The following is an 8,718-nucleotide window of genomic DNA, read 5'->3' on the forward strand; positions in this document are numbered from 1 at the left end:
AATTTCCTGTCAGGAGATGATCGCGCGATCGAGGATCGCGGTCGTTGCGGCGAATTCGTAGAGGATGGCACCGGCGGTCGGGATGTCGAACGTCTCGACCCCGACCGCATCGATGCCGTCGAGCGCCATGGCGAGTGCGCGCAGGCTGTTGCCGTGCGCCACGACCAGCGTGGCGCCGCCTTGCATAATGGCAGGCAGCATGACGTGGATGTGGTAGGCGAGCACGCGCGCTGCCGTATCGCGCAGGCTCTCCCCGTCGGGCGGTGCATCGGCATAGGAGCGGCGCCAGCGCAGCACCTGTTCGACGCCGTACCGATCTGCGGCTTCCGCCTTGTTCAGCCCTGTCAGCGCGCCGTAATCGCGTTCGTTGAGAGCCAGGTTTGCGATGACGGGAACGTCCTGACTGCCGGTCACGGCCGTGACGATGGCAGTGGTGTCGGCGCACCTGCGTAGCGTCGACCGGAAGATGCGGGCGGGCCGAATGCCGCGGTCCAGCAACTGACGGGCAACGGCGTCGGCCTGTCCGCGCCCGTTTGCCGTCAATGCGGGATCGGCCGATCCGGTAAAGCGATTGGCGGCGTTGGCTTCGCTTTCTCCATGTCGAAGCAGGATCAGGCGCGCATGGGCAGCTCCGTTCATCGTTCAATGGGCCATCAGCAACGGGATTTCGGCTGCGGCGAGCAGATGCCGCGTGGTGCCGCCCATGAACCATTCGACGAGCTGGTTGTGCCGGTAGGCGCCGGTCACCAGTAGATCGGCTCCGACAGCCTTGGCTTCCGCGACGAGCTGCGCACCCAGATTGTCACCCTGTCGGGGGACGACATGAAGTTCGTGCGTCACGCACAGTTCGTCGAGCAGCGCCTCGAGCTTCAGCGCCGGATCGCCATCCTCGCCGATGCGGATCGCGGTGACCCGGCTTGCCACCCGCAACCATGGTGCCGCCTCCCTGATCGCATGGCGGGCCGTATCGCTGTCGCTGAGACCGACAGCCATATGGCTGAATGCGGTGACGGCACCGGGCTGCCAGTGCGGTGGTACGATCAGGACCGGTTTGTCGGTGGAAAAGAGGGCTGCGTGAATGGCATCGCCACTGTCCATGCTCTGTTCGCGCGCGACCACGATCAGCGCATCGACGTTCGCGGCCTCGCTCGTAACGACGGCTTCTTCCGTGCCGACGACCGACCGCCAGAATACCCGTGGCGTGTCCTCGCCTGCCCCGGCGTTCCACGCGACGAAGGCGGCATGGGCCGCATCGGCACGCTCCTGCGCGGTCCCTTCATCACGTTCGCGCATGCGCTGGAACTGGATTTCCTCATCGCTGGAGGCGTGAATCCTATCGGGATCGACGACGACGTTGAGTGCTTCGATCGAAGCGTCGCCCAATGCTTTTGCGGCAAGAACCGCCGCATCCAGACAGGCAGGCGCGCTGTCCGCGCCCACGATGACAGCAAGCAGCTTCATGACATGATCTCCTGTGGCGAGGGATGAACGACTTTTGGATCAGCTATGCGCCCGGCCCGCGTCCGTGTGCCCAGCAGATAGTTGCGGAGCCACGGGTCCTGGCTGTGCTCCAGCTCACGGACGGGGGCGACGGCAAGGATCGTGCGATCCGACAGAACCGCGACACGGTCGCAGATGGTGTAGAGGGTATCGAGGTCGTGGGTCACGACCACCACGCTCAGGCCTAGTTCGCTTGCCAGACCACCGATCAGGGCATCGATCTGTGCTGCCATGATCGGATCGAGACCGGCAGTCGGTTCGTCGAGGAGGATGAGATCCGGGTCGCGCACGATCGCCCGCGCCACCCCCACACGCTTTTGCAACCCGCCGGAAAGCTCGGACGGGAACTTCCACAGCGCATCCTCGGGAAGTCCCGATGCGAGCGCCTTCATTCTTGCGACCGACAGGATCAGCTCTTCCGGCAAACCGTGATGTTCGCGCAGCGGCATCGCGATGTTGTCCAGAACGCTGAAATCGGAAAACAGTGCGTTGGCTTGAAAGAGCACGCCCCAGCGCTGTTTGATCGCGGCCAGCGTCCGGTCGTCAGCCTGGTACAGATCGTCTCCGAACAGCCTGACGGTGCCCGCTTTCGGTGGCAGCAGGCCGATAATGCATCGAAGCAGAACCGATTTTCCCGATCCCGACGCGCCGACCAAGCCAAGAACCTCGCCACGCTTCATGACGAGGTCCACACCGTCGTGGATGATCCGGCCGCTCAGTTCGGTCACAACGCCCTCAAGAATGAGCGGAGAGGCATCGTCATGCGTGTTCGTCATGACCGGCCCACCCACCAACCGAACAGGCCGGTGACCGTCAGGAGGACGACCGTCGCCACCGCCCCGCTTCGCAGGGCCTCACGGGCTGCCCGCCCCTTGGGAAGCCGGTGCTGGCTATATTCGGCGTAAGTGATGATGCCGGCGCTGATCCCGCCCAGCGGTGCGAAGATGCCCCCTATCGCCCATGCGAGGAGGGCAGTCCGGTTCATGCCAGATTCCATCCGCGAATGACCCGCTCGGCATCATTGTGCTCGTAACCGAGAATGCTGATGCTGGCGGTGTCGAGGATGAAGAGCGCACCGGCCGCGGCGGGAAGCCCCAGCCAGCGCGCAGCCAGCACCCGCAGGATATGGGCGCTGGAAAAGATCAGGATGTCGGACGTGGAGGCCCGCAGGCGTTCGACGACGCGATCCGCCCGCGCCGTGATGTCGTCAGGTGTTTCACCTTGCGGGCAGCCATCGCGAAACAGCATCCAATCCGGGCGATCGGCCAGAATCTCTTTCGTGGTTCGACCTTCGTAGGCACCGTAATCCCACTCCGCGAGGTCATCGACGATTGCGATCTTCCGGGAGAAGCCTGCCAGTTCGCCGGTTCGACGCGCGCGCTGCGACGGGCTGGACCATATTTGCGAAAAGGGACGTGCCGGCAGGCGCTCGCTCAGGCGTTGGGCAGCTTCCTCCCCGCCCTTCGTCAAGGGAATGTCGCTTCGACCCGTATGCTGACGTGTCAGGCTCCAGGCCGTCTCACCATGACGGACAAGCCAGAATTGCGGCAGCCCCGTCATCGACGCGCTCCCCGGCCAGCGGCTTCAGGTGCTGCCACATCAGCCAGGCCGAGAGTGCGGCCCGCAAAACCCCCGGCGTCGAGATAACGAATGCCTGCCGCCTCCTGATAGCGCAGCAGGGTGACGAGACCATTCCCGGCGGCAGCGGATCGCTGCTCGCCCCGGACATAGGGGGTCATCCGCCCCCCGGGCATCGCTTCGCTCAATACCCGGCCGGTCAGCGCACCATGCGGCGTCGGGGAGAGGCGTAGCAAGGCCATCATCGTGTGTCCGATATCCGCGTTGCTGACCGGTGCCGGATCGACGAAACGCCGTTTGAAATCGGGGCCGATCGCCGCTGTGAAGTTGAGGGTGTCGCCGCGGCCGAAGCTGCCGTGCATGCCCTGGCCTTGCTGCAGCGTCGTATCCGCCACCTCCACCTGACAGTTCGTCGGTATTGCGCAGCCGGTCGTTGCCGAGCGGAAGATGACGACGATCGACGGTACGGGGGGCAGCGCTGCCCCTTTGAGGTTGATCGACGATAATGGCAGCGTGCCGGCGATCGAGCCGAGCCGATCATCGACGAAGATTCCGCTGATATAATCCTGGTCAAGCAGCGCGGTGACGATACGGCGCGCGAGCGTCGGATCGCGTCCAGGCAGGTACAACAGGTCCGACCCGCCATTGGCGGCAACCACGATGTCGGGATGAGAGGGATCGGCCCCCAGCAGTGCGTTGCCGCGACTGGGATGAGCACCCGTTGTCACCGGCGCGTTGCCGGCCTCGGGATCGAATGCCGGCATATTCAGCGCCGACGCCAGATCAAGCGCGAGAAAGCCGGGCGGGAGGAAGCCTTCAGGAACATCGGCATACCGCGTCCGTGCTGCACGGCTCGTGTCGCTTTGCTTCGAGATCGTGGAAAAGCCGTGGTCCGACGTGACGATGATATCGGTCGTCCGATCTAGGCCAAGCCGCTTGAGCGCCGTTCGCAGCTTTGCGAGATCTCCATCCGCGTTGCGGATCGCAGCAAAGGTCGTCGGACCATTAATTCCGGGCGTCAGGCGGTTGAGACTGTCGCCCTGATTGTGCTGGGTCCCATCGGGATCGCGTGACCAGAAGACCATCGCGAAAGGCCGGTGACGTGCCTTGAATGACGGCAGCGCCACGCGGGTGGCGACATCGATGAAATAGTCCTGCTGCGCACGATTGGCCTCGCGCGTGCCGGGTGTGCGAGCGTCCCCCGAACGGCCGTTGGCACCCCTGTCCGGTGCGACGAGCGGCAGCCCCGCCCTGGTCATTCCTGTGACAGTGTCGGGCGAAAGCGCGATGCCGCCCGGCCGTCCGGTGGAGTCGTCGACGATGATCGTCGTCATACCGTCGCGAGCGAGGTGATCCTGGATAAGCGCTGGGCCGAGCTTGCCGATCGCAGCGGTGCCGTATCCCGCTTTGCGTGCGGCTTCGAGAACAGTCGTTTCGTTGAGGTAATTGCCGCCGAAGTGCGTATCGACCTCGCCGAGCACGGCATCGTTTTCGAGGAACGGGGTGACGCTGCCCGCCGCGCTTGCGATCGGGGCGGCCGTCCAGATCGTGTTGCTGAAATCGCCGGTATCGCCAAGCTGATGGCCGGTCGCGAGACTGGAGGCATTGGCGGTCGTGAACGTCGGGAATACCGAATGGCTGTTGGGAAAGTAGGTCCCGGCATCCCGTAGCCGGACCAGTTCAGGCGCGGTTTGAGGGGTGACGATCTTGCCTCTCAACCCGTCGATGACGACCAGAATGACGTTGTGCGGAGTGCGGGCGCGCTTTGCGGTGCGAGCTTCGAGTGCCGGTGTAGCGGCAATGGCGACGGCAGCGGCGACGATCGGGAGATAGCGCATCGTTGGTTTCCGTTCGAAAGGCATCAGGCAAGCGCGACGAGCACGGCGCCGGCACCGATCAAACCGATGCCGAACCAGCCCCGCAGGGAGAGGTGTTCACCAAGAAGCGTCACGCCGATGACGGCGACAAAAACGACGCTCAGCTTGTCGATGGGAGCGACCCGCGCTGCGTCGCCGATCTTCAGGGCGCGGAAATAGCAGAGCCATGACGCGCCGGTCGCCAGGCCGGACAGCCCGAGAAACAGCCAGGTACGTGGCGCGATGGTCCCGAGGGGCTGAAATTTGCCGGTAAGCGCGAGCAGGGCGGTCAGCACCACGACAATCACGAGCGTGCGGAAAAGGGTCGCCAGGTCGGAGTTGATTCCTTCGACCCCGATCTTGGCGAAGATCGCGGTCAGCGCGGCAAATCCGGCGGAACCCAGCGCCCAGACGAGCCACGAGGAGGAGCTGACGCTTCCCACTCTCACGCCTGCCCCGTTTCATCGGCCAGCTCGGCGGGCACCGCATCTTCATGCCGGACGCCGCCCGGACCGATGCTCCAATGCTCCAGATGCTTGTAGACGATCACTTTGCCCGCGAGCAGATCGCCATGCCCCTCGCAGAAGCGTTCGAGTTCGCCGCGCTGGCCGATCAGCTCGACACACATGGTCAGGTGCGGATCGGAAATCTCGGAGCCATTTTCCCGAATCGGGCCATGATTGCTGTAGCCGTAATGGGTGTGATGGGCGACGGCGTTCATAATGCCGTCGCGCTTCGCCTGCGCGACCAGCTCGCGGTACAGCGGTTTGCGCGACCAGAAGCTACGCGCGCCCGCAGCCTTGTCGGACGGCTTCATGTAGATGCGGATCATCCCGATCTCGCTGGGCGTGACCTTGTGGGGCATCAGTTATGCTCCTTGACGGTGTTGGAAGGACGCCGGCTACGGCGGGATGCGCGGGCGTCGCGCAGCGTTAAGGTGCCGGTATGAGCGCGGGCGGGACGCTTGGGCACGGCGATCCGCTGCGACAGGTAAATGCCGTTATGGCCCGAGCAGATGTAGGCGACGAAACAGGCCACCGCGATCGGCACGGCATGGGTGGCGCCGAACAGCTCGATCCCCATGATCGTACAGGCCAGCGGCGTGTTGGCCGCCCCGGCGAACACGGCGACGAAACCGAGCGCTGCGAACAGGTCGAGCGGTGCACCGAGCAGCCACCCCAGCGCGTTGCCGAGCGCGGCACCGATGAAGAACAGCGGCGTCACCTCGCCGCCCTTGAAGCCTGCGCTCAGCGTCACGACGGTGAACAGCATCTTGAGCGCCCAACTCCACCGATCGACCGGGCCGCTGAAGAAGCCCGCGATCGTAGGATCACCGGGGATGGCGGACCATACGCCCAGACCCAGATAGGCGCGGGTGCCGACGATCCAGACGAGCGCGATGACCAGGACGCCGCCCAGAGCGGCACGGGCCGGTCCGTAAGGTATGCGGCGCTTGAGGAAGCCGCCGAATGCGTGGTTCGCTTCGGCGAAGACGAGGCCGGCGAACCCGAAGGCGACGCCCGCGATCGTCGCCTTGAGGAGCATCAGCGGCTCGACCAGCAGCGCGCCCGTGGCGGGGGCGGCATAGGCGATGTGATAAGGCGTGTGGTGGATGCCCCAGGCATGACACGTCCAGTCCCCGACCAGCGCGGCGAGCAAGCACGGAATGATCCCGCCATATTCGACGCGGCCAAGCGCCAGCACTTCAAGAGCAAACACCGCGCCTGCCAAGGGCGTGCCGAACACCGCGCCGAAGCCCGCCGCGACGCCGGCCATCAGCAGGATGCGAATACCGGATGCATCGAGACGGAACAGGCCGGCGATGGCACTGGCGAGACTGCCGCCGAGCTGCACGGCGGTTCCCTCGCGTCCCGCCGAGCCGCCGAACAGATGCGTCGCGATCGTGCCAAGGAACACCAGCGGTGCCATGCGGAGCGGTACGCCACCCCCGGGCTCATGGATCTGCTCGACAATCAGATTGTTGCCGGCTTCGACCGAGCGCCCGGTGTGATGATAGAGAAACGCGACGGCTGCCCCGCCCACGGGCAGGAGATACAGCAGCCACGGATGATCGAAGCGGGCCTGTGTAGCGGCATCGAGGCTCCATAGGAAAGCCGCGCACAACGTCCCGACCAGCGCCGCCATCGGCAGCAGGATCAGCGTCCAGCGAACCACCGACATGGCATGGTCGTGCCGGTCGCAAAAGAACGCCGCCACGTTGAACTCATGGTACAGATTGCGAAACGTCGCGCGCACGATTCCTCCTTTGCTGCCTTGCGGCGCCAAGTAGGAATCATCGGCCCTTGCTAGGGCGGTTCGGTCAGACGACCCGGCGGAAATCCATCGCCTTGAAGAGATATATGTCGCTGCAATGCAGCAACGTCAATTCCCGAAATACCATCCTTGCGGGGAAGCCTTGGCCATGTCGTTGGTCGTTTCCCAACCGGGAACGCCGATCAAGCTCTGGCTCGCTCAGTTTGGCGCGTGATCGTCCAATGCTCCAGTTAGTTGTAGACGATCACCTTGTCGCCGAGCAGATCGCCATGACGGCGACAGAAAAGGTCGAGCTGATCGCGATCACCGACCAGTTCAACACAGATCGTCAGATGCGGATCGGCAATTTCCGAGCCGTTCTCCCGGATCGGTTCGTGATTGCTGAAGCCGTAATGGGTATTTTGCGCGACGGCGTTGATGATGCCGTCCGCCTTCGCGGTGCGAATCAGCTCGCGATAGAGCGGCTTTGCCCCCCAGAAGCGACGCGGGCCGATCTTGTCGGACGGCTTCAGATAGATGCGCAGCATCCCGACTTCGCGGTGCTGAACGGTGAAAAGGTCGGGCATGGTAGAGCTTTCGACAGGAAGCGGGATCAGGCGCGCGCGCGCCGGCGAGAAGCGCGGCGCGTGCGGGCATCGCGCAGGGTGGCGTCGGGTGTGAGGTGTGCGGCAGGCACCTTAAGCACGGCGACGCGCTGCGACAGGTAGATGCCGTTGTGGCCTGAGCAGAGATAGGCGACGAAGCACGCGACTGCGATCGGCACCGCATAGGCCGCGCCGAACAGCTCGATCCCCATGAACGTGCAAGCCAGCGGCGTGTTGGCCGCGCCCGCGAACAGCGCGACGAAACCGATCGCCGCGAAAACCCCTGTCGGCACTCCGAACATGGGCGCGAGCGCATTGCCGAGCGCCGCGCCAATGAAGAACAGCGGCGTCACCTCTCCGCCCTTGAAGCCAGCGCTCAGGGTAACGACGGTAAAGAGCAGCTTCAGCGCCCAGCTCCACGGGTGCGTATCGGGGCCGAAAAAGCTGGCAATGGTCAGGTCGCCCGGCGTTGCCGCCAGCGTGCCCAGGCCGAGATAGTCTCGCGTGCCAAATAGCCAGACCAGCGCGATCACGGCGACACCACCGATAGCGGGTCGTAGTGGGCCATAGGGTATCACGCGCTTCAGCCATCCGCCGAGCGCATGGTTGGCCTCTGCAAAGGCCAGCCCGACCAATCCGAATACAACGCCCGCGACGCCGGCTTTGGCGACGAGCAACGCGTCGACCGGCACCATCGCATCGACATGGTAGGCGCCGTGATGAATGCCCCAGGCAAGACAGGTCCAGTCACCCACCAGTGCCGCGACTAGGCACGGTACTAGGGTCAGGACCCATTGAAATGGGAGGCTCGATATGATTCAGGCTCCGCAAGGAGACTGAGTATGAGCGACCTGTACTGGCTGACGGATGAGCAGATGGCACGGCTTGAGCCATTTTTCCCCAAGAGCCATGGCCGCCCCCGGGTC

General features: G+C 64.4%; 10 protein-coding genes, 2 pseudogenes and 1 riboswitch. Of the genes and pseudogenes, 1 reads left to right on the forward strand and 11 read right to left on the reverse strand.

Annotated features, from left to right (window positions below; translation table 11 throughout):
- Positions 1–9: 9 nt before the first annotated feature.
- The 11 genes and pseudogenes from F4U95_RS19845 to F4U95_RS19895 form a co-directional block, all read right to left on the reverse strand.
- Positions 10–639 (reverse strand): 2,3-bisphosphoglycerate-dependent phosphoglycerate mutase, encoded by a 630-nt coding sequence (locus F4U95_RS19845; protein WP_076718498.1) that lies wholly within the window; start codon positions 637–639, stop codon positions 10–12.
- A 3-nt stretch (positions 640–642) separates the two neighbouring features.
- Positions 643–1,461, reverse strand: a complete 819-nt coding sequence (locus F4U95_RS19850; RefSeq protein ID WP_229664494.1) for a universal stress protein — start codon at positions 1,459–1,461, stop codon at positions 643–645.
- Positions 1,458–2,276: an ABC transporter ATP-binding protein gene (locus F4U95_RS19855; protein WP_043060746.1), complete on the reverse strand. Its 819-nt coding sequence runs from the start codon at positions 2,274–2,276 to the stop codon at positions 1,458–1,460. Before F4U95_RS19855 ends, F4U95_RS19850 begins: the two co-directional genes overlap by 4 nt.
- Complete coding sequence (locus F4U95_RS19860; RefSeq protein WP_043060745.1) at positions 2,273–2,485, reverse strand: hypothetical protein; 213 nt, start codon at positions 2,483–2,485, stop codon at positions 2,273–2,275. The genes F4U95_RS19855 and F4U95_RS19860 overlap by 4 nt, the downstream gene beginning before the upstream one ends.
- Positions 2,482–3,060: a histidine phosphatase family protein gene (locus F4U95_RS19865; RefSeq protein WP_150426783.1), complete on the reverse strand. Its 579-nt coding sequence runs from the start codon at positions 3,058–3,060 to the stop codon at positions 2,482–2,484. Before F4U95_RS19865 ends, F4U95_RS19860 begins: the two co-directional genes overlap by 4 nt.
- A complete protein-coding gene (locus F4U95_RS19870) occupies positions 3,057–4,916 on the reverse strand; it encodes an alkaline phosphatase family protein (protein ID WP_061780587.1) in 1,860 nt (619 codons plus the stop codon). Before F4U95_RS19870 ends, F4U95_RS19865 begins: the two co-directional genes overlap by 4 nt.
- Before the next feature lie 23 nt (positions 4,917–4,939).
- Positions 4,940–5,377, reverse strand: coding sequence for an EamA family transporter (locus F4U95_RS19875; RefSeq protein ID WP_043060744.1), 438 nt, complete (start codon positions 5,375–5,377; stop codon positions 4,940–4,942).
- Between the two features lie 2 nt (positions 5,378–5,379).
- The gene (locus F4U95_RS19880) at positions 5,380–5,799 is read right to left on the reverse strand and encodes a DUF190 domain-containing protein (protein WP_043060743.1); all 420 of its coding nucleotides are present in this window, start codon (positions 5,797–5,799) and stop codon (positions 5,380–5,382) included.
- Complete coding sequence (locus tag F4U95_RS19885) at positions 5,799–7,190, reverse strand: voltage-gated chloride channel family protein (protein WP_043060742.1); 1,392 nt, start codon at positions 7,188–7,190, stop codon at positions 5,799–5,801. Before F4U95_RS19885 ends, F4U95_RS19880 begins: the two co-directional genes overlap by 1 nt.
- Before the next feature lie 24 nt (positions 7,191–7,214).
- A riboswitch (Fluoride riboswitch) is annotated at positions 7,215–7,291 on the reverse strand.
- A gap of 147 nt (positions 7,292–7,438) precedes the next feature.
- Positions 7,439–7,774 (reverse strand): DUF190 domain-containing protein, encoded by a 336-nt coding sequence (locus tag F4U95_RS19890; protein ID WP_063690145.1) that lies wholly within the window; start codon positions 7,772–7,774, stop codon positions 7,439–7,441.
- 26 nt (positions 7,775–7,800) lie between these two features.
- A pseudogene (locus F4U95_RS19895) lies at positions 7,801–8,574 on the reverse strand (chloride channel protein); the annotation flags it as partial.
- 60 nt (positions 8,575–8,634) lie between these two features.
- Here F4U95_RS19895 and F4U95_RS19900 point away from each other — a divergent pair.
- A pseudogene (locus F4U95_RS19900) lies at positions 8,635–8,718 on the forward strand (IS5/IS1182 family transposase); the annotation flags it as partial.

The organism is Sphingobium limneticum (genome assembly GCF_008710165.1).
Classification (GTDB): Bacteria; Pseudomonadota; Alphaproteobacteria; order Sphingomonadales; family Sphingomonadaceae; genus Sphingobium; species Sphingobium limneticum.